Origin of the sequence: Agrobacterium sp. CFBP2214 (genome assembly GCF_030209895.1) — a bacterium.
In the GTDB taxonomy this organism is placed as follows: domain Bacteria; phylum Pseudomonadota; class Alphaproteobacteria; order Rhizobiales; family Rhizobiaceae; genus Agrobacterium; species Agrobacterium radiobacter.
The window spans coordinates 147,923-169,464 of record NZ_JARVRC010000006.1 but is presented as its reverse complement, the minus strand read 5'-3'; the positions used below and the strand labels follow the sequence as shown (position 1 = coordinate 169,464).

Annotated in this window: 20 protein-coding genes and 1 riboswitch; of the genes, 11 read left to right on the top strand and 9 right to left on the bottom strand. The window is 60.6% G+C overall.

Going from position 1 to position 21,542, the window contains the following annotated elements; genetic code table 11:
* Positions 1-15 precede the first annotated feature (15 nt).
* From QRN60_RS16470 to argE, 8 genes are all read right to left on the bottom strand, one after another.
* Positions 16-1,059, bottom strand: a complete 1,044-nt coding sequence (locus tag QRN60_RS16470) for a tartrate dehydrogenase (RefSeq protein ID WP_111817654.1) — start codon at positions 1,057-1,059, stop codon at positions 16-18.
* A 13-nt stretch (positions 1,060-1,072) separates the two neighbouring features.
* Positions 1,073-2,536, bottom strand: a complete 1,464-nt coding sequence (locus tag QRN60_RS16465) for an aldehyde dehydrogenase family protein (protein WP_003506835.1) — start codon at positions 2,534-2,536, stop codon at positions 1,073-1,075.
* A 141-nt stretch (positions 2,537-2,677) separates the two neighbouring features.
* A complete protein-coding gene (locus tag QRN60_RS16460) occupies positions 2,678-4,645 on the bottom strand; it encodes a hydantoinase B/oxoprolinase family protein (protein ID WP_003506832.1) in 1,968 nt (655 codons plus the stop codon).
* Between the two features lie 3 nt (positions 4,646-4,648).
* Positions 4,649-6,691 (bottom strand): hydantoinase/oxoprolinase family protein, encoded by a 2,043-nt coding sequence (locus tag QRN60_RS16455; protein ID WP_111817655.1) that lies wholly within the window; start codon positions 6,689-6,691, stop codon positions 4,649-4,651.
* 128 nt (positions 6,692-6,819) lie between these two features.
* The gene (locus QRN60_RS16450) at positions 6,820-7,275 is read right to left on the bottom strand and encodes a GNAT family N-acetyltransferase (protein WP_111817656.1); all 456 of its coding nucleotides are present in this window, start codon (positions 7,273-7,275) and stop codon (positions 6,820-6,822) included.
* Complete coding sequence (locus QRN60_RS16445) at positions 7,272-7,628, bottom strand: cupin domain-containing protein (RefSeq protein WP_003524651.1); 357 nt, start codon at positions 7,626-7,628, stop codon at positions 7,272-7,274. The genes QRN60_RS16450 and QRN60_RS16445 overlap by 4 nt, the downstream gene beginning before the upstream one ends.
* 26 nt (positions 7,629-7,654) lie before the next feature.
* On the bottom strand, positions 7,655-8,578 hold the full coding sequence (locus QRN60_RS16440) for a 2-hydroxyacid dehydrogenase (protein ID WP_111817657.1): 924 nt from the start codon (positions 8,576-8,578) through the stop codon (positions 7,655-7,657).
* A gap of 23 nt (positions 8,579-8,601) precedes the next feature.
* Positions 8,602-9,726: an acetylornithine deacetylase gene (gene argE, locus QRN60_RS16435; protein ID WP_111817658.1), complete on the bottom strand. Its 1,125-nt coding sequence runs from the start codon at positions 9,724-9,726 to the stop codon at positions 8,602-8,604.
* Positions 9,727-9,929: 203 nt separating this feature from the next.
* Between argE and QRN60_RS16430 the strand changes: the two genes are divergently transcribed.
* The 5 genes from QRN60_RS16430 to QRN60_RS16410 all read left to right on the top strand — a co-directional run bounded on the left by QRN60_RS16430 (position 9,930) and on the right by QRN60_RS16410 (position 14,570).
* Entirely contained in the window at positions 9,930-10,808 is an 879-nt protein-coding gene (locus QRN60_RS16430) for a GNAT family N-acetyltransferase (protein ID WP_080864845.1), read from the top strand.
* A 39-nt stretch (positions 10,809-10,847) separates the two neighbouring features.
* Positions 10,848-11,082: riboswitch (cobalamin riboswitch) on the top strand.
* 158 nt (positions 11,083-11,240) lie between these two features.
* Complete coding sequence (locus QRN60_RS16425; protein WP_060726927.1) at positions 11,241-12,272, top strand: ABC transporter substrate-binding protein; 1,032 nt, start codon at positions 11,241-11,243, stop codon at positions 12,270-12,272.
* The gene (locus QRN60_RS16420; protein ID WP_003506816.1) at positions 12,269-13,297 is read left to right on the top strand and encodes a FecCD family ABC transporter permease; all 1,029 of its coding nucleotides are present in this window, start codon (positions 12,269-12,271) and stop codon (positions 13,295-13,297) included. Before QRN60_RS16425 ends, QRN60_RS16420 begins: the two co-directional genes overlap by 4 nt.
* Positions 13,294-14,094: an ABC transporter ATP-binding protein gene (locus QRN60_RS16415; protein WP_099087199.1), complete on the top strand. Its 801-nt coding sequence runs from the start codon at positions 13,294-13,296 to the stop codon at positions 14,092-14,094. Before QRN60_RS16420 ends, QRN60_RS16415 begins: the two co-directional genes overlap by 4 nt.
* Complete coding sequence (locus QRN60_RS16410) at positions 14,091-14,570, top strand: pseudoazurin (protein ID WP_060726926.1); 480 nt, start codon at positions 14,091-14,093, stop codon at positions 14,568-14,570. Before QRN60_RS16415 ends, QRN60_RS16410 begins: the two co-directional genes overlap by 4 nt.
* 39 nt (positions 14,571-14,609) lie before the next feature.
* Here QRN60_RS16410 and QRN60_RS16405 read toward each other — a convergent pair whose 3' ends face one another.
* Positions 14,610-15,434: a class I SAM-dependent methyltransferase gene (locus tag QRN60_RS16405; RefSeq protein WP_111817659.1), complete on the bottom strand. Its 825-nt coding sequence runs from the start codon at positions 15,432-15,434 to the stop codon at positions 14,610-14,612.
* Between the two features lie 113 nt (positions 15,435-15,547).
* On the opposite strand from QRN60_RS16405, the gene QRN60_RS16400 reads away from it, so the two are divergent.
* The 6 genes from QRN60_RS16400 (at position 15,548) to QRN60_RS16375 (ending at position 21,539) form a co-directional block, all read left to right on the top strand.
* A complete protein-coding gene (locus QRN60_RS16400; protein ID WP_111817660.1) occupies positions 15,548-16,681 on the top strand; it encodes an ABC transporter substrate-binding protein in 1,134 nt (377 codons plus the stop codon).
* Between the two features lie 96 nt (positions 16,682-16,777).
* Positions 16,778-17,917 (top strand): ABC transporter substrate-binding protein, encoded by a 1,140-nt coding sequence (locus QRN60_RS16395; protein WP_111817661.1) that lies wholly within the window; start codon positions 16,778-16,780, stop codon positions 17,915-17,917.
* Positions 17,914-18,981: a FecCD family ABC transporter permease gene (locus QRN60_RS16390; RefSeq protein WP_003506805.1), complete on the top strand. Its 1,068-nt coding sequence runs from the start codon at positions 17,914-17,916 to the stop codon at positions 18,979-18,981. The genes QRN60_RS16395 and QRN60_RS16390 overlap by 4 nt, the downstream gene beginning before the upstream one ends.
* The gene (locus tag QRN60_RS16385; RefSeq protein ID WP_003506804.1) at positions 18,975-19,727 is read left to right on the top strand and encodes an ABC transporter ATP-binding protein; all 753 of its coding nucleotides are present in this window, start codon (positions 18,975-18,977) and stop codon (positions 19,725-19,727) included. Before QRN60_RS16390 ends, QRN60_RS16385 begins: the two co-directional genes overlap by 7 nt.
* A 206-nt stretch (positions 19,728-19,933) precedes the next feature.
* Positions 19,934-20,434, top strand: coding sequence for an RNA polymerase sigma factor (locus QRN60_RS16380; RefSeq protein WP_003506803.1), 501 nt, complete (start codon positions 19,934-19,936; stop codon positions 20,432-20,434).
* A 109-nt stretch (positions 20,435-20,543) separates the two neighbouring features.
* Positions 20,544-21,539 carry a FecR family protein gene (locus tag QRN60_RS16375; RefSeq protein ID WP_111817683.1) on the top strand — a complete coding sequence of 332 codons (996 nt, stop codon included), beginning with the start codon at positions 20,544-20,546 and terminating at the stop codon, positions 21,537-21,539.
* Positions 21,540-21,542 lie beyond the last annotated feature (3 nt).

The window sequence follows — 21,542 nt, the reverse complement described above, 5'->3', positions numbered from 1 at the left end:
CATAATTCTCCGAAATCAGTCGAGTGCCGCAAGAACCGCGGCGGTGATGGCGTCTGTTTTGTCCTTGCCCGGAAGCGTACCGATACCCCGGCCGGTCGCCGTTTCCAGCGCCGCCATGACGCGCACTGCTGCATCCTTTTCGCCGAGATGCTCGAGCATCATCGCTCCGGACCAGATGGCGGCAATGGGGTTGGCGATGCCGAGATGGGCGATATCGGGGGCCGATCCATGCACCGGCTCGAACATGGAAGGCGCGCTGCGGTCAGGGTTGATATTGGCGGAAGCGGCAAACCCGAGGCCGCCCTGAATGGCGGCGCCGAGATCGGTCAGAATGTCGCCGAAGAGGTTGGAGGCGACCACAACATCAAGGCTTTCCGGGGCCATCACCATGCGTGCCGCCATGGCGTCGATGTGATAGCTGGAAACTTCGACATCGGGATATTCGGCAGCGAGCTTGTGTGTCACCTCGTCCCAGAAGACCATCGAATATTTCTGGGCATTGGACTTGGTAATGGAGGCGAGCTTGCCGCGACGCTTTTGCGCCTGCTCGAAGCCGAAACGCAAAATGCGCTCCACGCCCTTGCGGGTGAAGATCGAGGTTTCGACCGCAACTTCATCATCGGTGCCCTGATGCACGCGGCCGCCCGCGCCGGAATATTCGCCTTCCGTGTTTTCGCGGATGCAGAGAATGTCGAATCCATCGGCCTTCAAAGGTCCCTGCACGCCGGGCAGAAGCCGGTGAGGGCGGATATTGGCATATTGCACGAAGGCCTTGCGGATCGGCAGCAGCAGGCCGTGCAGCGAGACTGAGTCCGGCACTTCCGCCGGCCAGCCGACTGCGCCGAGCAGAATGGCGTCGAAGCCGCGCAAGGTTTCGATACCGTCCTTCGGCATCATCGCGCCGGTTTCCTTGTAGAAGGCGCAGGACCAGGGGAATTCCGTGCCTTCAAGTGCAAAACCGGAGGTTTGGGCGGCGGCGTTGAGCACCTGCCAGGCGGCATCAGTTACGCTTTTGCCGATGCCGTCTCCGGGAATGAGTGCGATGCGATGCGTTTTCAAGACGTTTCCCCTGTTACAGTCCGATGAGGACACTTTTGCTCTTGCGGTTGGCCAGATAAGCCTCGCGGCCGAGATCCTTGCCGATGCCGGAGCGCTTGTAACCGCCTGTCGGCAATATGTGGTCGCGGGAGCGGCCGTAACGGTTGACCCAGATCGTTCCCGCCTGAATGGCGCGCGACAGACGCAAGACACGCGAGACATCACGGCTGAAAAGACCCGCCGCCAGACCGTAAGTCGGATGATCGGAAAGCGCCAGAGCCTCTTCTTCCGTCCGGAAGGTCTGCAGCGTCAGCACCGGTCCGAAGATTTCTTCGGTGACGGCGGGAGATGTCTGGTCGACATTGGCGATCAGCGTCGGTTGGTAGAAATAGCCGGGGCCGTCCATGTTCGCGCCGCCCGTCAGGCATTCGCCGCCATGGGCGACGGCCGCCTGAACGATGCCGTCGATGCGCTTGCGCTGCACTTCGGAGATAATAGGCGAATATTGCGACGCCTCGTCCCATGTCGGGCCGGGCTTCACCGCCTTCATGCGGGCGATGATCGCGGCGGAAAGGGCATCTGCCGCACTTTCTTCAACTATAATGCGGGAACCGGCCACGCAGGCCTGCCCGGCATTGGAGAGAATATTGCCGGCAATGGCCGCCGCCGCTTTTTCGATATCGGCATCGGCAAAGACCAGTTGCGGGCTCTTGCCGCCTAGCTCCAGCGTCATGGGCTTGATGCCGGTGCGGGCGATATTGGCCATGATGGCGGCGCCCGCGGCCGTGGAGCCGGTGAAGCTGACCTTGGAGATATCAGGGTGCCCGGTGATGGCATTGCCCGTCACAGGCCCGTCACCCAGTACGATATTGATGAGACCGGCGGGGAGCCCCGCCTTGATCGCCAGCTGTGCCATAAAAATGCTGGAGAAGGGCGTCATTTCCGAGGGTTTCAGCACCACGGCATTGCCGGCGGCAAGCGCCGGGCCGAGCTTCCAGCCCGCCATGGAGACGGGGAAATTCCATGGCGTGATGGCGCCGACGACACCATAGGGTTCGGTCATGATCATGCCGAGGCTCGCATCGTCGGTCGGCACCAGATCGCCGCCTTCTTTGTCGGCGAATTCGGCAAAGAAACGGATTTGCTCGGCGGTGACGGCGATATCGCCGGCGATCAGCTGGCCCACGGGCCGCGTCGAGGAGAGCGCTTCGATTTTCGCCAGCGTCTCGGCTTCCTGTTCGATCAGGTCGGCCCAGCGCTGCAAGACCTTTGTACGCTCACGCGGGCGCACGCCGCCCCAGTTGCTGCTCTTCAACGCAGCCTTGGCAGTCTGCACCGCTTCATCGACCAGCGCTGCATCCGCCTTGGGACAACCGGCATATCCAACGCCATCGGATGGGCGGTGCATGTCGATGCCGTTTGCCGCCGTAATCAGCCGGTCGCCGATAAAATGGCCGATCGGCAGGGACAAGCTGTCTGGATCGAAGCTGAGCGTCATGTGGAATCCTCTCTGGATATGCCCCAACGCTAATCCCTGACGGCAAGCAGCATCGACCGACTGCGGCGTGGGCGGTGAATGAAAATCCTGTTTTGCCACCGGCAGACAGCGCAATCTTCGGCGGCGAAGGCAGGCCGCCGGTCAAACGCCGTAGCGTGCACTTATCCGGTCGAAAATCCCGGCCATCCGCTCGCAAAGAGGCCGGGGATCGTCGCCTTCGTTTTCGACTGCTTCAAACACCCGGTGTTTCAGGAAGAAACGCCATCCCACGGGCGATTTTTGCAGAAATTGAGTCAACAGGTCATAACGTTCCCGGGTCCAGACCGCCTCGAAGGCAAGCCGCTCCGGTCCATAACTGATGATATCGTCCGTCTTTCGGCGCGGTGTGGAGCGCAGGGCGGCCGTCGCTTCTTCATCGATCTCATCGCCGATGAGCACGACTCCGTAGTGTCTTGCAGCATTTTCTGCCGAGACCGCACCACGCCGCACATCGCGAAGCACGGCCTGTTGCGGGCGGGTGAAGGGGTCGCCGTAACCGCCGGCTCCCGGTCCGATGACACGAATGACATCGCCCGGGCCGCAATGGACGATGTCGGTATTGCCGAGCGAGATTTCGCCCTCCGTATCGGGATTGCGGAGGAAGCGGGAAATCAGCCCCGGGCCCGCACCATTGACGCCCCAGCTTGCCATCAGCGAGCGATTGCGGTTGCGTGCCGTGACCACCGTTTCCGGCGAGGATATTTCAAACTCCATGATGGCCGAAAGCCCGCCGCGAAAATGGCCTGCCCCGCCGGTATCGCGTTGCAACCCATAACGACGGAAGAGGATCGGCACCTCCGCTTCGCTGATTTCGATCGGCGTGTTGCGCAGAAAGCCGGTGGCGCCGCCCGCGCCGTCGCTGCCGTCGCAGAAGGGCGTACCGCCGCCACCGCCGCCAACCGGGCCGATGGAGGCCATGACCGGGCGGCCGCTCCGGTCGCTGGTCTTGATGTTCATGATGGCGTTTCCGCCGGGGGAGGCAGCGGGAATAAGCTCGGGCAGGGCCTTTGCGAAAGCGCCGATGGTGACGATCTGGGTCATGGCGCAGGTGAGTGAGCGCATGCCGACAGCGGCCGGGCGTTGACAATTGACGATCGTGCCTTCCGGCAGCACGGCCCGTACCGGGCGCAGGGTCCCGGCGTTCAGAAGCAGGCTGTTATCGAGCGTATAAAGCACATAGGTCAGGCCGACCATGACGAGTGAATGTCGCTCGCGACCGCCGGTTGGCATATTCAGCGACGAGCCGAGCTGCGGATCGCTGCCGGTATAGTCGAGAACCGCCTCGCCGCCGCGGATTTTCAGCGTCAGCGCCACGCGGCATGGCCGGCCGCCAACGGAATCCTCGTCGGCATAGTCGGCAAAGAAGTAATCGCCATCGGGAACCCTGGTGAGGATTTGCCGGGTCTGCTCTTCCGCATAGTCGAAAATCTGGCGCACACCGTCCAGAAAATCATCAAAGCCGAAACGGGCAACGATCTCCTGCATCTTGCGTTCGCCGATGTTGACGGAGGCGATCTGGGCGTGGAGGTCGCCGATATTCTGTTCCGGCATGCGGACATTGGCCTTCATCATGTCGATGATGAAGGGATCGAGCCTGCCTTTGCGAACGAGCTTGACTGGCGGGATGCGCAGGCCTTCCTGCTCAATTTCGGAAAGCGAGCGGGACAATGAGGCGGGAACCGCGCCGCCGACGTCGGTATTGTGAATGTGCCCGACCACGAAACAGGCGATTTTGCCCTCGTGGAAGACCGGTTTCCAGATGTGGATATCCGGCGAGTGGGTGGCGACGAAACCGCTATAGGGATCGTTGGTGATGCAGATATCGCCGTCTTCATACTCCTCGAACATGGAAATCAGCGGCGCGTAATCGATGCCGCTATACCAGGGCGCGCCGAATTGCCGGGGATTGGCGAAGGCAAGCCCCTCGCGCGTCACCACCTGGCAGGAAAAATCCTCGGTTTCCTTGACGAAGGCGGAATGGGCGGTGCGCATCAGCGTGAAGGCCATGGCGTCGGCGGCGGCAGAGCAGAAATTGGCAAGGACCTTGAGGTTGCGGCGATCGATGGCCATGGATCAAAACTCCCTCTTGGTAATGACGAGATTGCCGAAATGGTCCACATGGACGGAGAAGTCGGGCGGCGCCACGGTGGTGGTGTCGTCCTGAAGGATGATGGCGGGACCATCGAAATCGTGTCCGGCCGCCAGATCGGCACGATGATAGATAGCCATGTCGTGTTCCATGCCACCAAACCAGCCTTTCGCGTGGAAGCGCGGTTTAGCGGGACCGGTGGCCATGCCTGTCTCCCGAAGAGGGGGCTTCGGTGTTCGGCCGGAAACGACGAGCCTGAGGTTGACCATCTGTACGGCCGCCCGTTCATCGGAATGGCCATAAAGACGGGCATGTTCTTCGTGGAAAGCCTTGTTGATGGCGCCGGCGTGGCCTCTGCCCAGCCATTCCGGCTGCAGCGTGGTTTCGATTTCGTAGGACTGGCCGCGATAGCGCATGTCGGCGGAAAGCCGCATGTCGCAATCACCGTTAAAACCCTGTTCCTTCAGCCAGTTGCGGCCGGTCTCCTGCATTTCGGTGAGAAGGGGGGCGAGATCAGAGGCCGCCCTGTCGTCCACCTCGCAATAGGTGGTGCGGATGAAATCATTCTTGAGATCGGCAATCAGGCCGCCGAGCGCGGAAACGACACCGGGGGTGGGCGGCACCACCACACCTTTCATATCCAGTTCGCGGGCAAGGAAACAGGCGAGCATCGCGCCCGCGCCGCCGAAAGCGAAGAGGTGAAATTCGCGCGGGTCGATGGCGAAGCGGGAGGTCAGGGCGTTCACCTCCGCATACATGCCCGAGACGGCGATATCGACGATGTTGCCGGCGAGCGCCTCGACGGAAAGGCCGAGTTTTTCGGCAAGCGGCAAGAGGGCGGCGCGCGCTGCGGCGTGATCGACGGTCACTGCGCCATAACCGAGCGGCATGTGGCCGATGAGATTGGCGGCCGCCATGGCGTCCGTGATTGTCGGGCGGTCGCCGCCGCGTCCGTAACAGGCAGGCCCCGGCGTCGAACCGGCACTTTCCGGTCCGACCTGCAACAGGCCGAGACTATCCACCCACGCGACCGAGCCGCCGCCCTGGCCAACGGAACTGACGGAAACGGAGGGAACATGAATCTGGAAATCGCCGATCAGCTCACCGACCCCATATTGGGCCTCGCCATCAAGGATAACGGCCACATCGGCGCTGGTGCCGCCAATGTCCAGGCTCATCACCCGCTCAAAGCCGCTGGCCTTCGCCAGATAACCCGCGCCGATGACGCCGGAGGCGGTGCCCGACAGGATCATCTGCACACATTCGCGCCGCGCCTGATCGATGCCCATGACGCCGCCATTGGTCTTGGTGATGAGCAGCGGGCAGGCAATGCCTTGCCTGCGCAGCACCGTTTCAAAACGATCGAGGTAATGTGCGACGCGCGGCTGGACATAACCACTGATGACGGCGGTGACTGTGCGCTCATATTCGCGGATGATCGGCCATGTCTCGGCAGAGGAGACCACTGGCAATTGCGGTGCGATGCGCTCGATCATCGCCTTCACGGCCCGTTCGTTTTCGGGGTTACGGTAGGAATGCAGGAAGGCGAGAACGATGCCGTCGCAACCGGCTGCAATTGCTCCGGCGACAGCCTTCGCCACATTCTCTTCGTTCGGCGTGAGCTTTATCTCGCCGGTCGCCAGCATGCGTTCGGCTATGCCGAAAACCCGTTCACGCGGGATGAGCGGTTCCGGCCGCACGGAATAGAGATTGTGGATCTGCGGGATTTTCAGGCGTGCAACATCAAGCACGTCCTCGAAATTTTCCGTGGTGAACAGGGCGACGTTCTGGCCGTTGCGCTGGATCACCGTGTTGACACCGACGGTGGTTCCATGGGTGAAATAGGAAACGTCCTTCGCTTCGATGCCGTCGCGCTTTTTCAGCGTATCGAGCGCGAGAAGGATTTCTTCTCCCGGCGCATCGGGGCGGGAAAACACCTTCAGGGTGGAAAGCGAGCCGGTCCCATCGTCAAACACGGCAAAATCCGTAAATGACCCGCCCACATCAACGCCAATGCGATATCCCATCTCTTCCGTCTCCTTTTCCAGTCCTGATGATGCTGTCATCGGGACCGGAAAAGGGCCAAGCATTTATGGGGCAAGGGTCATAGCTCCAGGTTATGATGATGGCCGACATGACGTGCAAGTCAGGCTGATCAGCCTTCGCCGGGTTTTGGCACCGTCATGTAATATTCGGGATGCGGTGCGGCTCGATAGCCGGCCTTTTCATAGACGCCATGGGCGTCGCGGGTCGCGAGCATCCAGCTTGATACCGTTGAGAGCTCCGGATGCCTGCGTATCTCGGTGGCGATCCAGGAAGCAAGGCCGCGACCGCGATGATCCTCCACCGTGAAGACATCGCGCAGATAGCCGAAAACGGCATAGTCCGTCACCAGACGGGCGAAGGCGGCCATGGAACCATCGGGGGCGTAGACGCCGACCGGCAGCGAATGCGAAAGCGCCCGCTTCAGCCGGTCGGCGGTCATTCCCTGCGCCCAGTAGGAATCGCGGGCGAGAAAACCATGGACCAGATCGAAATCCACACGCGCCGGATCAGTGCTCAGCACGTAGCCGTCGCGGGTGATTTCGAAAATGGCCGGTTCCCAGTTCATCCGTTCACCGTAACATAGATCTTGCGGACGGTTTCAATGGTTTTCCATACGCCGACGAAGCCCGGCTTCATGACGAAACTGTCGCCCGCCGTATAACGCAGCGGTGCGCCGCCTTCCGGCGTGATTTCGATGACGCCTTCGAGAATATGGCAGAATTCGAAGGTTTCGCCCTTGATCGAACGGCTTTCGCCCGGCGTCGCTTCCCAGATGCCGGTGTGGACGGTGCCGTTGCGGGCTTCGTCCAGCGGCCAGGTCTTGAAGGAGGGATCGCCGGAGATGAGGCGTTCCGGCAGGGCCTTGGAAGCTTTCGGTTCGAAGGCGGGATGGGTGTCGATGGTCTTGAGAAGCGGCATGGGTGTCCTTTCCTGGAACGGTATGATCAATATCCGCGGTTGCGGTCGACGAGGCCGAGCGGCTCGAGGCCGGACTGGTATCGTTTGATGTTCTCGACAACGGTGCGTGCTGCCGAATGCGGCTGGGTGACGCTGGCGATATGCGGTGTCAGGAGAATTTTCGGATGGGTCCAGAAACGATGCTCTTCCGGCAGAGGTTCGGGTTCGGTGACGTCGATCACCGCGCCCGAGAGCCTGCCATTATCCAGCGCATCGACGAGGGCGTCGTGGTCGAGTTGTTTGCCGCGCCCGGCGTGCACGAGGCCAGCGCCTTCTGGAAGCATTGCCAGACGTTCGTCGTTCAGAAGCCCCACGGTCTCTTCGGTCAGCGGCAGCAGGCAGACGAGAATATCGCTTGTCGAGAGGATGGCGGCCAATCCGGCTTCGCCGTGATGGCAGGTTACGCCGTCGATCGCGCGCGGGGAACGGCTCCAGCCGGAAAGTGGAAAACCGAAGGGTTTCAGCCGCTCCAGCGCCGCAACACCCAGCATGCCGAGGCCGAGAACGCCCACCCGGCACTCTTCCGCCTGACGCTGCGGCAAAGCCTTCCAGAGTTGCTGGCGCTGCTGTTTTAAATAGACCGGCAGGTTGCGGTGAAGCGCCAGCACGCCAAGGCTTACATATTCCTGCATCATGCGGATGATGCCTTCATCCACCATGCGCACGACCTTCACATGCGCAGGGACCGCATCGATGTGGAACTGATCGACACCCGCACCGATGGAAAACAGGATTTCGAGATTGCGGTAACGGCCGATATCATCAGGCACGGTCCAGGTGATGAGATATCGAACCGTATCAGCATCCACGCTGGCGGCATCCATCGAGAAGGGCAGCTCCGGCAGGTCGCGGGCCAGGGCCTGCCGGAAAATCTCGCCGCGCTTCGCGTCGGAATTGAAGAAAAACGTCATCTGATATCCGTGGTTCCGAAGGTTTAAACCGTGCAGTGGTTCGCCAGTGTTTCCAGCATTGACTGGCAGGCCGAAAGTTCGCCGGCCGTTATGAATTCGTCCGGCTTGTGGGCGCGGCCGATATCGCCCGGGCCGCAGATGATGGCGTCGATGCCGGCAGCCTGAAAGAGCCCGGCCTCCGTGCCGTAGCTGACGGCGGCGATGCAGGGCGCGCCGGTCAATTCTTCCAGAAGCTTCACGAGCGGCGCATCGGCGGCGAGGGACAGCGCCGGATAATCGCTCATCGGTGCCCATTCTATGTCGATGCCCTCAGCGGCGAGCGCTTCGACGCCGTCACGCACCGGCTGGAGCAGGGCGAGCGGCGACACACCGGCAATCGCTCGTGCTTCCAGTTCGATGGCGCAGAGATCGGGAATGATGTTGATCGCCTGTCCGCCTTTCACCGTGCCGATCTGTAGGGAAGAATAGGGGGGCTCGAATGTCGCCTCGAAGGGGCCCTGCGTGAGGGCCTGTGCGGTCTCGACAGCCTTCGCCATGATGCCGGTGATCAAATGGATGGCGTTCACGCCCTGATCCGGCCGCGAGGAATGGCCGGAGCGGCCGCGAATGGTGATGCGTGCAGCGGCCTTGCCCTTGTGGGCGCGCACGGCACGCAGATTGCTCGGTTCGCCGATGATCGCGCCCGCCGGTTTTGCGCATAGTTCCGGCAATCGGGCAATGAGGTGCGGGACGCCGCGGCAGCCCGCCTCCTCGTCATAGGAAAAGGCAATATGAACGGGGCGATTCAGCGCCATGCGCGAAAATGCCGGTGCCGCGGCGAGAACCGTGGCCAGAAATCCCTTCATGTCGGTGGTTCCGCGTCCGTAAAGACGCTCGCCTTCCGCTCTCAGGGTGAAGGGATCGGAGGACCATTCCGGCTCACCGGCAGGCACCACATCCATATGGCCGGACAGGATGTATCCGCTGGTATCTGTCGGCCCGAAGCTGGCGAAGAGATTGGCGCGGTCGCCCTCGGGACCGGCAAGCAGCGATACTTTCGCGCCGTGACTATCCAGATAATCGGCGATCCACCCGGCGATATCGCCATTGGCGGTTCCGACGACCGATGGGAAGCCGACAAGACGCTCCAGAATTTCGATTGCGTTCATGGCTGTCTCCGCCGCTTCAACGTCGAAAAGCTTAGAGTGGCCGGCGGCGTTTATCTGCTGAAATAGGGGTGTTTTCGGTAGATTGTTGTGTCTTTCCAGCGCTTTCGGAAAATTCCTGCCGGCAAGGCTGGTTATCTTCGGATGTCGTGGGCTGGGCTGCCGGGATCAAGGTTCCGCGCCGGAGGGAATGAGAGCCGTTTGTCATGGAGCTGCTCAAGGTCGATAGTTTCGAGTTGCGAACCGTGGATATCGCCGATGTGGAGGCCGATCATCTGCATGCCCTCTCCATGGCTGTCGGATGGCGATACCACGCGAATGAATGGTGTTTCCTGCGTCAATGTGGCATCGGCCTTGCCGCGCTTGACGAAATCGACCGCGTTGTCGCAACCGCCATGCTGTTTCCTTATGATGAAGGTTTCGCAACGGTCGGCATGGTCATCGTTTCCCCCCGTTTGCAGGGACAGGGCGTCGCACCATGGTTGGTGCGGCAACTCATGGCAGATTACCCTGACGCTGCACTGCGGCTGAACGCTACGGAAGCGTCACGGCGGCTTTTTGCCCGGCTGGGTTTTGCCGGAGATGCGGAAAAAGTACATCTCCTTCGTGGCAAGGCGCGCTGCCCTGCCGAGATGCCGACGCTCGGAAGAAAACAGAGGATCGAGCCGCTTTCGGGGGACCATTTGTCCGCTGTTGCGGATCTGGATCAGGCGGCTTTCGGTGTCTCGCGCCAGCGCGTCCTGCAGCGTCTCCTGCGGGAAAATAAGGGTTATGGCCTGTTCGAGGCGGATCGTCTCGTGGCCTTTGCATTGCGGCGCGCAGCGGGACGGGGCCATATTGTCGGCCCGGTCGTTGCGGGTGAGGAAACGCAGGCCATTGCGCTGGTCAGGCGGCATTTTTCCGATCTGGACGATCAGCTCGTCCGTCTCGATGCCGTGCGTGACAGTGGTCTTCTGACCGACTTTCTGACGCAATCCGGCCTGGTGGTGATCGAAACGCTTACCACCATGTCGAAAAACGTGCCGCAACCGGCTGGCTCTGGTTCCGCAATGATTTTCGCCCTGGCTGGCCCGTCTTTGTGCTGAGGTGCGGCACTATCGCAATTGACGCCCCGCCCGTTGCCCCTTATGTGAGAAAGCGACGGTTCCTGCAGCCGAAAGGCGAAGGGATTAATAGGGAACATGGTGCGGGCGATCTTTTTCGCCCAATGCCGTGGCTGCCCCCGCAACTGTAAGCGGATTGTCGTTCATCCCAGTGACGCTTCAAGGCGTCATGCCACTGTATTCTCTGGAATGCGGGAAGGCAGATGAGTGACGCAAATCCGTGAGCCAGGAGACCTGCCGTCAAAATATGAACCATCGTTACGGGCGGGGAAGCCCGGAGGAGGAGATTGTAATGTTATTTCATAACATTTGGTTTGCGTCCCGTCGTCGTTCTCCGTACAAGACGTCCCGCTGTTGCTGCGCGTTCTGACGCCTGCTGCTCTGGAATAAGTTTTACTTTCGACTGGAGAACACATGTTTCATTCTAGACGCCTGCCGGTCCATGCCGGCTTTCTGGCCGCCGCGTTTGCGGTTTTGCCTCTTGCCAACGCTAACGCTGCCGAAACCACTTACCCCCTGACGATCAACAGCTGCGGTCAGGAGATCACCTTCAAACAGGCTCCCGCCCGCACCGTATCCGTCGGCCAGAGCACGACCGAGGTTCTTTATCTGCTCGGGGTTGCTGACAAGGTGGTCGGCACGGCGCTGTGGATCGGCCCGGTTCTGAAGGGCTACGAGGAGGCCAATGCCAAGGTCGAGCGATTGGCCGATAATGATCCGAGCTTTGAGGCGGTTGTCGGCAAGAGACCCGACCTCGTAACGACCCAGTTCCAGTGGCAGATCGGCCCTGAAGGCGTCGTCGGAACGCCGGCGCAATTCGCCGAACTCGGCATTCCCGTCTATACCTCGCCTGCCGATTGCATCGGCAAGGATAATTCCGGCGGTGGCGACGGCGTGCGCAACACCGGCTTCACCATGGATCTGATCTATCAGGAAATCCGCGATCTCGCCAAAATCTTCAACGTGCAGGATCGCGGCGAGGAAGTCGTTGCCGACCTGAAAAAGCGTGAGGAAGCCGCCCGCGCCAAGATCGCCTTGGCAAATGGCAAGCTTTCGGCCGTCTTCTGGTTCTCCAGCGCCGAGCTGGATATCGACCCCTATGTGGCTGGCCGCAACGGCGCGCCCGGTTACATCATGTCCGCGCTGGGCTTAAAGAATGTCATCGAAAGCGATGAGGAATGGCCGACCGTCGGCTGGGAAACCATCGCCAAGGCAAATCCCTCCGTCATCGTCGCCGGCAAGATGGACCGCCGTCGCTTCCCGGCTGACGATGTCGCCGTCAAGCTGAAGTTCCTCGCCAGCGATCCCGTGGCCAGCATCATGCCCGCCGTCAAGGAAGGTCATGTCTTCGAGATGGATGCGCAGGCGATGAACCCGACCATTCGCACCATTGAAGGCATCGAAACGCTGGCTGAAGCGATTTCGGCTGCCGGCCTCGCCAAGTGAACGGTCTTTCCGTCCATTTCGGCAGGGTGGGACTGGCTTTCGCCGCGCTCGCCCTGCTGCTCGTCGCGCTGATGGCTGGAGCGGCCATCGGCGAGACCGCCATTCCTTTTGACGTCGTGGCGAAAACTATCGCCAACCGTGTCTTCCATGCTGGTTATCCGTTGGAGCCGCTGGATGAGGGCATTGTCTGGAGTTATCGCCTCAGCCGCGCCGTTGTCGCCGCCTGCTGCGGGGCTTCGCTGGCGCTCGCCGGGGCGGTGCTGCAATCGCTTCTGCGCAACCCGCTTGCCGATCCCTATATTCTCGGCATTTCCGCCGGCGCCTCCACCGGTGCCGTCGCTGTCGCGCTTCTGGGTTTTGGCGCGGGTTTCCTGACGATGCCGGCCGGCGCGCTCATCGGTGCTTTTGTGGCCTTTTCTCTGGTCAGCCTTCTCGCGGTGCGGGCGGGACATGGCAACAGCGCCATCATTCTGGCGGGGGTGGCCGGGTCGCAGCTGTTCAACGCCATGACCTCTTTCATCGTCACCAAATCCGCCAATGCGGAACAGGCGCGCGGCATTATGTTCTGGCTGCTCGGCAACCTCTCGGGCGTGCGCTGGCCGGATGTCTGGCTGGCGCTGCCGGTCAGCCTTGCGGGTCTTGCTGTGTGTCTCTGGTATGCCCGGGCGCTGGATGCCTTTGCCTTCGGCGGTCAAGCCGCCGCTTCACTCGGTATCCCGGTGCGGTGGGTCTATGCGGTGCTGATCTCGGTTTCGGCAATCATGACGGCCGCGATGGTGTCGCTGGTCGGCTCCATCGGTTTCGTCGGGCTCGTCATTCCCCATGCCGCGCGCATCTTCGTCGGCGTTCGCCATGGCATCTTGCTGCCGGTGACGGCACTGACCGGTGCGGTTTTCATGATAGTCGCGGATATTCTCTCGCGCATCGTCATTCCGGGGCAGGTGCTGCCCATCGGCGTCATCACCGCGCTGGTCGGCGCGCCCGCCTTCGCCTTCATCCTGGGGCAAAAGAGGGCGCGGTCATGAAGTTATCCGCCCACGGCCTGCATTTCCATGCCGGCAATATCGATATCGTGCGCGGCGTTTCGCTCAATGTCGGTTCCGGGGAGTTTCTGGGCATCATCGGCCCGAATGGTTCCGGCAAGAGCACGCTGCTTTCCATGCTGGCGGGAATTCGCAAACCACGCCGGGGGCACGTTACGCTTGGCGAGGAGCCGCTTGCCTCGCTGGGACGCCGCGACCTTGCCCGCCGGCTCGCCTTCGTGGAGCAACAGGCTGAAACGACAGAGCGCATCACCGCACGGCAGGCCGTGGAGCTTGGGCGCACGCCCTATCTCGGGCCGCTTTCCGCCTGGTCACAGAATGACGACGCCATTGTTGATGCGGCACTTGCCAATGTCGACATGGCCGACAAGGCGGAGCGCAACTGGCATCATCTTTCCGGCGGCGAACGCCAGCGTCTGCATATCGCGCGCGCATTGACGCAGGAGCCACATATCCTGCTTCTGGACGAACCGACCAATCACCTCGACATAGGCCATCAGATCGGCCTGCTCGATCTGGTGCGCCGGCAGGGCCTGACCGTCGTTGCGGCGCTGCACGATCTCAATCACGCCGCTATGTTCTGCGACCGCGTCGCCATCATGCATCGGGGTGAGATGATCGCGGTCGGCCCGCCGCGGGACGTTCTGACACCGGCGACAATAGCCGAGGTTTTCGGAGTCGAATGTGTCGTCACCACGGACGAGGGCGGCTTTTCCCATATTCGTTTTCTGCCGGCCCATGGGCGGGCCGAGCACCCAAGGAAAGTATTGGCACGATGATGATGTTGACGATGCTCGCAAACGCCGTTGCAAAGACCAGACTGTTTTGCGCCGCTGCCGCAATTGCCGTGACGGTCACGGGCTTTCCGCTTCAGGCTTCAGCCGAGACCTTCGAGGTGAAAATGCTGAACCGGGGCGAAAAGGGCCCGATGGTATTCGAGCCCGATTTTCTCGAAATCGCGCCCGGCGACCGCGTACGCTTTGTGCCCACTCACAAGAGCCACAATGCCGCGACCATCGATGGCATGGTTCCGGAAGGTGTCGAAGGGTTCAAAAGCCGGATCAATGACGAGTTCGAGACCGGGTTCGAAAAGCCGGGCTTTTACGGCATAAAATGCTCGCCGCATTACGGCATGGGCATGGTCATGCTGATCAAGGTGGGCGATGCGACCCTGCCGCAGAGCTACAGGACGGTGGACGTGCCGGGTCGCGCCAAACCACGGTTCGACGATCTTTTCGAGCAGGCGGAAAAATAAAGCGATGTCGGAGGCCCAGCTGCGGCGGTTGATGCCGCCTCAGCTTTTGCCAGTAACATCCGGCTTCACCGCACATACCGCATAACGATGCTGCAGCCCGCGCAGGACGCCTTTTAGAAGGCTGAAGTTTTTCGCCTGGGCGCGGTGAATGGCCTGAAGTTCCTGATCGATCGCGACAGGTTCGAAACCGGTCGTGCGTAACAGCGCCGCGACATCGCCGGCCCTTGCGCCCTTCGAAAAATAGACCCGCGAGAGGATGCTGTTGAAGGTATTTTCCGGGTCCGCCGGCTTGTGCGGCTGGTCCGGTTTGACGAGGCCGATGTTTTCGAGGCTGGCCGCCAGTTTCTTCACCAGCTTTTCGCGCCAGCCGGTATTCACGAAATCGCCGTCAACGATCAGAAGCCGCCCGCCGGGTTTCAAGACACGGAACCATTCGGCAAAACTCGCCTGTGGGTCCACCAGCGTCCAGACCAGATGACGGGTGATGATGACGTCGGCGCTTTCATCCGGCTCCATGGTGTTTTCGGCATCGCCGACGAAAAAGCGGATGCTGCGTCCACGTTTTTTCGCTTTTTCCCGGGCAAGGGCCAGCATCGTTTCCGACCAGTCCATGCCGGTAACCTGAAAACCGAGATCGTCCATCAGGTGTGAGATGACGCCGGTGCCGCTGGCGAGATCAAGCGCCTTGCGGCCCTCTCCGCGGCCCAGATGTTTCAGGATGAGCGCGTGCCAGGCTGCACGCTCGTCTTCGGAGAAAATTTCATGCCCGGGCGAAAGGTCGAAAGTCGCGGCGCGGCCGGACCAATAGGATTTGATTTCGTCTCTCAGACTGTCGTTTTTGCCATATTGGATAGTATCGATCATCGGTGTTCAGCTCATGTACCGGTCAGTTAAGAATGGCTCTAAAACATAAATGTTGACTAGTACAGTCAGAAAATAATACAGCCGCGCCAGTCAACACTGGAGAGCAATATCCGATGCGCATTTCAGCCAAATCTGCGGCACTTGCCCTTGGCCTTCTCGTATCCGCCGCATGGCCGGCATTCGCCGAAAAGGTCACCGTCAAGGATGTGACCGGCCGCGATGTCGAGGTCAATGTGCCTGTATCGCACGTCATCCTCGGCGAAGGTCGCCAGATTTATTTCCTGGCTGCGCTCGACAAGGAAAACCCTTTCCAGCACGTCGTTGGCTGGCGCGACGACCTGGCGAAAGCCGATCCGGAAACCTACGCCGCCTATCTCGCCAAATATCCCGAGATTGCCAAGCTGCCGACTTTCGGCGGCATGAAGGACGGCACGTTCGATATCGAGCAGGCCGTTTCGCTGAAGCCTGACGTGATCCTGATGAATATCGACGCCAAGACGGCGACCGAAGAAGCGGGTTACATCGAAAAACTCGCCAAGGTCGGCATTCCGCTTGTTTACGTCGATTTCCGCGAAAAGCCGATGGAAAATACCGAGCCGAGCATGCGCCTCATGGGCCAGCTGACCGGCAAGGAAAAGATCGCCGAGGACTTCATCAAGTTCCGCGCCGACTCCATCGCCAAGGTCACCGATACGCTTGAAAAAGCCAATCCGAAGAAGCCTGTCGTGTTCATGGAGCGCGCCGGCGGTTACTCCGACGATTGCTGCATGTCTTTCGGCAACGAGAATTTCGGCAAGATGGTGGAGCTTGCCGGCGGCATCAACATGGCCAAGGACATCATTCCCGGCACCTTCGGCAACGTCAATCCGGAACAGATCATCGCCTCCAACCCGGAGCAGGTCATCATCACCGGCGGCAACTGGAACGGTTATGTGCCGGGCGGCAACTGGGTCGGCGTCGGTTATGGCGCGGATCTGAAGGAAGCGCATCGCAAGCTTGAAAACCTGACCAAGCGCCCGGCTTTCACCGGTGTGCAGGCGGTGAAGGACGGCAATGTCCACGCCATCTGGCATCAGTTCTACAACAATCCCTACCAGTTCGTGGCCATTCAGGAAATCGCCAAGTGGCTGCATCCCGACCTCTTTAAGGATCTGGACCCCGAGGCGACCTTCAAGGAGCTGCATGCCCGCTTCCTGCCGCTCGACTACAAGCCCGGCTACTTCGTTTCGCTGAAGGACGCCAAGTAATACAGGGACGGTGAAGGGGAGCGCCGTCCGACCGATGGATAAAGCCGCAGCCATGCGGCTTTATCGCTTTGTTTTGGAACTCAATGAGGACTTCTCATGCGGCTCAACGCTCTCAGGCATCTTGCGGTGCTGGCCTTCTCCCTTCTCGCCGTGACGGCTCGTGCCGGGGAAATCACCGATGTCACCGGGCGCAAGGTTGAGCTGGACCTGCCAGCCAAGCGCGTTATCGTTGGTGAAGCCCGTCAGGTGCACGTCATCGCGGCGCTCAAGGGCGAGCAGACCTTTGATACCATCGTCGGCTGGCGTGACGACCTTCTCAAGAAGGATCCCGACAGTTATGCCGCCTATGTCGAGCGTTTTCCGCAGATCGAGAAACTGCTGCGTTTCGGTTATGTGCCGCAGGGCGATTTCAGCCTGGAAACCGCCATCACCCTTTCGCCGGATGTGATCACCCTCAATCTGGAAGCGGAGAAGTCCGCGAAGGAAAGTGGTTTCGAAGAAAAGGCCGCCGCCGCCGGTATCAAGATCATCTATCTCGATTTCCGCATCGATCCTGAAAAGAACAGCGAAGCCTCGGTCGAGATTCTCGGCAAGCTGTTTGGCGCCGAAGAGCGCGCGAGGGAATTCATTGCCTACCGCCGTGCTGAAATCGCCCGCGTGACCGATCGGCTAGCAAGCGTCAAGGACCTGAAGCGCCCGAACGTCTTCATCGAACGTGCGCCCGGCATTTCCGGCGAAAACAATTGCTGCCGCACTTTCGGGCCAGTCAATTTCGGTGCGATGGTCGATCTTGCCGGCGGCCACAATATTGCCGACGGCATCATCAATACGACGTTCGGCGATCTCAATCCAGAGCAGCTCGTCGTTGCCGATCCGGACCATGTCATCGTCACAGGCTCCAACTGGGCGGCCGAATCCGACATCAACCAGTTCGTTCCTGTCGGCCGCGGCGCGGATATGACCCTTTCCCGCGATAGGCTCGCCAACCTGATGAAGCGCACGCCGTTTCCTGAACTGAAGGCCGTGAAGGAAGGCAATGTCCACGCCGTCTGGCATCAGTTCTATGGCGCGCCTTACGAGTTCTTCCCGATCCAGCAATTCGCCAAGTGGTTCCATCCCGATCTCTTCGCCGATCTCGATCCCGAAAAGAATTTTGAGGAGTTTCACCGCAAATTCCTTCCCGTCACCTACAAGCCGGGCTATTTCGCCTCGCTGGAAAAAGGTTTGAACCAATGAGTTCGCTGAATGAAAGCGCGGTTGGCATCAGTGGGCGCGATCAATATCGCGCCCTTGCCGCGCGCAGGATCATCATCCTCTTCGGGCTTTTTATCGCCCTGTGTTTCAGCATGGCCGCCGACATGGCGCTCGGCCCGGCGCGCTACACGCTCTCCGAGGTTCTGGCGACCATTGCCGATCCGGCTGCCGTCGGAAACCAGCTCCGGGTGGTGATCTGGGATATCCGCATGCCGATCGCACTGATGGCAGTCACTGTCGGCGCGTCGCTTTCGGTTGCGGGCGCACAGATGCAGACCATCCTGTCTAACCCGCTTGCCAGCCCCTTCACGCTCGGCATTTCCGCCGCGGCAAGTTTTGGTGCGGCGCTGGCGCTGGTTGGCGGCGTGGCGATCTTTCCGGGCGCGGTGCATTACATGGTGCCTATCAATGCTTTCATCATGGCCATGGTCGCGGCCCTCTTCATCCATTTCGCCTCGACGCTTCGCGGGGTGACGGTTGAAACCATCGTGCTGCTCGGCATCGCGCTGGTGTTCACTTTCAATGCGGCGCTGTCGCTGCTTGAATATCTGGCGTCTGAACAGGCGCTTGCCGCCGTGGTTTTCTGGACCATGGGCAGCCTGACCAAGGCGACCTGGGACAAGGTCTATATCACGGCCGCCATCCTCCTCGTCACCGTGCCGATGTTCATGCGCAATGCCTGGGCGCTGACGGCGCTGAGGCTGGGTGACGACAAGGCGGCCAGCATGGGCATCAATGTCCGGCGGCTGCGGTTGACGACCATGCTGACGGTCAGCCTTCTGGCGGCCATTCCGGTTTCTTTTGTCGGCACCATCGGTTTCGTCGGGCTGGTCGGTCCGCACATCGCCCGCATGGTTGTTGGCGAAGACCAGCGTTTCTTCCTGCCCGGCTCGGTGATCTGCGGCGCGCTGCTTCTGTCGGCAACCTCGGTCATCAGCAAGATCCTCATTCCCGGTGCCATCCTGCCGATCGGTGTCATCACCGCGCTTGTCGGCGTACCCTTCTTCTTCGCGCTTATTTTCGGCAACAGGAGACGCGCATGGTAGCGCTCGCACTGAGAGATGTCGGCGCCGCCTATGGGCGCATCACTGTACTCTCCAAGGTCGGCATCGATACGCTGGAAAGCGGTAGTGTTACGGCCGTAATCGGCCCGAATGCCGCCGGCAAGTCCACGCTTTTCAAACGCATCGCCAGCCTGATTTCTGGTCCCGGTCTGGTCGAGCTCTCGGACACGGCGCGTGGCAACCGCGCCATCTGCTATATGCCGCAGGATACCGGTGCGAACGCCGTGCTGACTGTCTATGAATCCGTGCTTCTTTCCGCCAAGCAGGGCGGCGGCTGGCGGGTTCACGATGACGAGCTGTTCGAGATCGACGCCATTCTCAAGGCGCTGAAAATCCACGATCTGGCTTTCCGCGGCCTCGGCGAGCTATCCGGTGGCCAGCGGCAGCTTGTTTCGCTGGCGCAGGCGCTGGCCCGCAAGCCGGAGGTGCTGTTGATGGATGAGCCTACCTCCGCGCTCGATCTCCATCGGCAGATTGAAGTTCTGGGCTTCGTTACCGATCTGGCGCAGAAGACCGGCATGATCGTGCTGATCGCCCTGCATGACCTCAACCATGCGCTTCGTTATTGCGAAAATACGATGGTGATCGCGCGCGGTGAAATGGTGGTGAGCGGCAGTACCGAAGCGGTGATAACCCCTGAAATGCTGCGCGATATCTATCGCATCGATGCCCGTATCGAGCCCTGCTCGCAGGGCAGACCCATGGTCATCGTCGACGGGGCCATCTGACAGGTCAAGACCCGGCCGCATCCGTTGCCGGGTCCGCTTGCCGACGGGGGCTTGGATTCGCAGCCTGCACAAATTCTTGATGATAAAAGTCATGAAATATCTGTTCGAGCCGCGGTTTGGATGCTAGAGCTTTGAACGGCAAAACTGCGCGGCCATTCGGGGGACGGCGGGTTTGGTCGATCCCTCAAATTTCTCTCGGTTGAGACATGGGCATACGGGAAGATGACAAGCGTTATAACGCTTACGTCGCGCATAGGGTCGACCTGATCAAATATGCCACCCTCATTCTGGGGTCGCGGGCGGATGCGGAGGACGTGGTTCAGGAAGCATTCCTGAAATTCGTTCCCGAGGCCTCCGGCAATCCTTCCAATCTCAAATCCTATCTTTTCCGCATCGTTCGCAATCTTGCACTCGACAATATCAGGCGCAGCCGCCAGGACCTGAGGGAACGGCCGGACGATACGCCGTTCTGGGGCATGCCGCAGGACAGTGGCACACCGGAGGAACATGCGCTTTTCTGCGACGAAGTCCGGCAGATGCGGACTATTTTGGCCGGCCTGCCGGTTCAGGCAAGGGTGGCATTGGAAATGCACAGATTCGGTGGTTACAATATGGAGGAGATTGCGCGTCACCTCGGCGTGTCCGTGGCCAGCGCGCACCGTCTGATCAAGGGCAGCATTGCCGCGATTACCAAAGAAATGAAGTAAATTGTCCTGATTGTGCCGCCCTGTGAAAAAAAACTCCTCATCAAACGTCTTTATAGCAATGCAGAAGACGACGCTTCTCCTCCGCCCCCAAAGGAACTGGCCCGGTTCAATGACCATTGATCCAGAGAAAAAAATTGAACTGCCGGCCGGGAAGGCGGAAGAGGCGGCCGACTGGCTGCTGCGTTTGCAGTCGGGCTCAGCCGAACCGCGGCTGAAGGCGGAATTTGAAAAATGGCTGGCGGCTGCGCCCGCAAACCGTCTCGCCTGGGAACGAACATGCAAGACGTGGCGGAACCTCGGTCTGGTAGAGCCGGAATTCAAGAGCCTCTGGGAAGACGCGCCACATCTGCCGGGTGAGGCCGCGACAAAGCCGCAGCGGCGGCGCTGGTCCGTGCGGCATTATGCCGGCGCGGCCGCAGCGGCGGCATCGCTCTGTCTTGCGATGCTGTTCGTTCCAGCATTTTTCGTTCGCCTGGAGGCTGATTATCAGACCACCACCGCTGAAAACCGCACGATAACGCTGGAAGACGGCAGCAAGGTGCAGCTTGCGGCGGCGAGCGCGCTTTCAACGGATTTCACGGATGGCCGTCGCAATGTGACGGTGCTGAAGGGTGAAGCTTTTTTCGATGTCGTGCCGGACAAAACCCGTCCCTTTGTCGTGAAGGCAAAAAACCTGACCGTTCAGGTGCTGGGCACGGCTTTTGACGTCGACCTGACGGATGGAGTGACGCAAGTGGCGCTGGCGCATGGTTCCGTGGAAGCGTCCTTCCGCAATGCGCCGTCAACGCGGCTCGTGCCGGGCGAGATGCTGATTGTCGATGCTTCCGGCGCGATCCGCAAAGAGACTGTTTCCGTCGAGGATATTGGCGGCTGGCGCAACGGTGAACTCTACGTGGTCGATGCGACGATAGGCTCGGTCGTGGAGCAGATCCAGCGTTACCATCCGGCATGGCTGACGATGGCCGACAAGCGGCTTGCCGAACAGAGGGTGACGGGTTTTTACGATCTGCGCGACCCGGATCGCGCGCTGGAGGCGCTCGTGGAACCCTACAAGGGCAAGGTGCATGCGATCGGCGGCAGCGCCCGCATCATCACCCGTTTCTGAAAC

What these genes read in the sequence shown, in the direction of transcription:
- QRN60_RS16455 (WP_111817655.1), bottom strand. Translation starts at nt 6,691, where the DNA reads ATGGGATATCGCATTGGCGTTGATGTGGGCGGGTCATTTACGGATTTT.
- QRN60_RS16375 (WP_111817683.1), top strand. Translation starts at nt 20,544, where the DNA reads ATGACCATTGATCCAGAGAAAAAAATTGAACTGCCGGCCGGGAAGGCG.
- QRN60_RS16395 (WP_111817661.1), top strand. Translation starts at nt 16,778, where the DNA reads ATGCGGCTCAACGCTCTCAGGCATCTTGCGGTGCTGGCCTTCTCCCTT.
- argE (WP_111817658.1), bottom strand. Translation starts at nt 9,726, where the DNA reads ATGAACGCAATCGAAATTCTGGAGCGTCTTGTCGGCTTCCCATCGGTC.
- QRN60_RS16385 (WP_003506804.1), top strand. Translation starts at nt 18,975, where the DNA reads ATGGTAGCGCTCGCACTGAGAGATGTCGGCGCCGCCTATGGGCGCATC.
- QRN60_RS16425 (WP_060726927.1), top strand. Translation starts at nt 11,241, where the DNA reads ATGTTTCATTCTAGACGCCTGCCGGTCCATGCCGGCTTTCTGGCCGCC.
- QRN60_RS16430 (WP_080864845.1), top strand. Translation starts at nt 9,930, where the DNA reads ATGGAGCTGCTCAAGGTCGATAGTTTCGAGTTGCGAACCGTGGATATC.
- QRN60_RS16405 (WP_111817659.1), bottom strand. Translation starts at nt 15,434, where the DNA reads ATGATCGATACTATCCAATATGGCAAAAACGACAGTCTGAGAGACGAA.
- QRN60_RS16410 (WP_060726926.1), top strand. Translation starts at nt 14,091, where the DNA reads ATGATGATGTTGACGATGCTCGCAAACGCCGTTGCAAAGACCAGACTG.
- QRN60_RS16465 (WP_003506835.1), bottom strand. Translation starts at nt 2,536, where the DNA reads ATGACGCTCAGCTTCGATCCAGACAGCTTGTCCCTGCCGATCGGCCAT.
- QRN60_RS16450 (WP_111817656.1), bottom strand. Translation starts at nt 7,275, where the DNA reads ATGAACTGGGAACCGGCCATTTTCGAAATCACCCGCGACGGCTACGTG.
- QRN60_RS16440 (WP_111817657.1), bottom strand. Translation starts at nt 8,578, where the DNA reads ATGACGTTTTTCTTCAATTCCGACGCGAAGCGCGGCGAGATTTTCCGG.
- QRN60_RS16415 (WP_099087199.1), top strand. Translation starts at nt 13,294, where the DNA reads ATGAAGTTATCCGCCCACGGCCTGCATTTCCATGCCGGCAATATCGAT.
- QRN60_RS16460 (WP_003506832.1), bottom strand. Translation starts at nt 4,645, where the DNA reads ATGGCCATCGATCGCCGCAACCTCAAGGTCCTTGCCAATTTCTGCTCT.
- QRN60_RS16445 (WP_003524651.1), bottom strand. Translation starts at nt 7,628, where the DNA reads ATGCCGCTTCTCAAGACCATCGACACCCATCCCGCCTTCGAACCGAAA.
- QRN60_RS16390 (WP_003506805.1), top strand. Translation starts at nt 17,914, where the DNA reads ATGAGTTCGCTGAATGAAAGCGCGGTTGGCATCAGTGGGCGCGATCAA.
- QRN60_RS16400 (WP_111817660.1), top strand. Translation starts at nt 15,548, where the DNA reads ATGCGCATTTCAGCCAAATCTGCGGCACTTGCCCTTGGCCTTCTCGTA.
- QRN60_RS16380 (WP_003506803.1), top strand. Translation starts at nt 19,934, where the DNA reads ATGGGCATACGGGAAGATGACAAGCGTTATAACGCTTACGTCGCGCAT.